This is a genomic window from Lentzea aerocolonigenes (genome assembly GCF_000955955.1).
Lineage (GTDB): Bacteria > Actinomycetota > Actinomycetes > Mycobacteriales > Pseudonocardiaceae > Lentzea > Lentzea aerocolonigenes_A.
In genome coordinates, this window is record NZ_JYJG01000367.1 from 1 (window position 1) to 1156 (window position 1156).

Below are 1156 nucleotides of genomic sequence, written 5' to 3' on the forward strand. Positions count from 1 at the left end.
CCGCAAGGCGGGCTTCGGCAAGTAGCACCACGGATGAAGGGAACCTTCATCCACCTGGCGTGGATGAAGGTTCCCTTCATCGTTCCTCAGGCTCGTGGCCGTGCTGCTTCTGGATTCCTTATGCGTACGGGTGGTCGGGGGCGGGTCGACGCAACGGCGTAGGCGGCTCGAAGTTCCGCGATCACGACCTCAGGTTCAATGCGCAGGCGCGATGGCAGAGTCTGCACAACAGCGATGCCACTGGCCGCATATCGTGAGTTGCGTGCAAGCGTCTTGGCGTAGGCGTGTTTGCTGTAGTGGAACTCGTTGCTGTCGATCTCCCAAGCGAGTCCGACCTCGTCACACCACGTGTCCGGCATGCCAACGTAGCTGCCCTGCGAGTCGACGATGACGACATTGCGATGCGGTGTCGGCAATCCTGCCTGGTGCCAGATTTCCGCTGCGTCTGCCTCGGCCACCGACCGCACACCCAGATCGATCTCGTCCAGGACTCGTCTCGGCACTGCAGTCCCTCGTTTGGTGCCGGTGTCCAACTCGCGACGAAGTTCGGTTGCGCCAGCAAGCCCGCTTTGGACGGATTCGATCAACAGAGCGCGCACGGGATCGAGGTCCCGCAGACGACGCACACCGTCCAGAACGGCACGTGTGGGAGGAGCCAGTGGGATCCCATCGCGAAAGTACGCTGACGGGAAGAACTTCGTCCGTTCCACCACAGCGAACCCGGAGCTGCGCACACAGTACTTGTGAGGTATGAGAACGTGCACGAATTGCGGCTCCGGGCCAGCCCGCAGGTTGTAGAGGCGCGCCGCCTGGAGACCTGTGACGAGAGCGTCGTGTCTTGCGAACATCAACGCAGCCTCGACTCGCTGCCTGGTTGTCGGCTGCGAGCGTTCAAGCAACACGATTCCAGGCAGCAGATGACGCCATCGGCCGCCGGGCTGGCATTGCCGGTACGTCGTCGTCTGGCCGATTCCGAGCGTCTCAAGTTCCGATGCTCTGATCACGCCGAAGCGGCTGTGCTGCCAGAGCTGACCCTCAACGCCATCCCACTTACCTCGCTCCATGACCCCATGGTGCTCAGCGCCCCTGACAATTCCTGCCCCGCAACTGATGAAGGGAACCTTCATCCACCTCAAGTGGATGAAGGTTCCCTTCA

At 61.8% G+C, this 1156-nt stretch carries 1 protein-coding gene; it reads right to left on the bottom strand.

The window, feature by feature from the left end; genetic code table 11:
- Positions 1 to 86: 86 nt before the first annotated feature.
- On the bottom strand, positions 87 to 1156 hold a 1070-nt coding region (locus UK23_RS50810; protein WP_330770542.1), incomplete at its 5' end, for a hypothetical protein.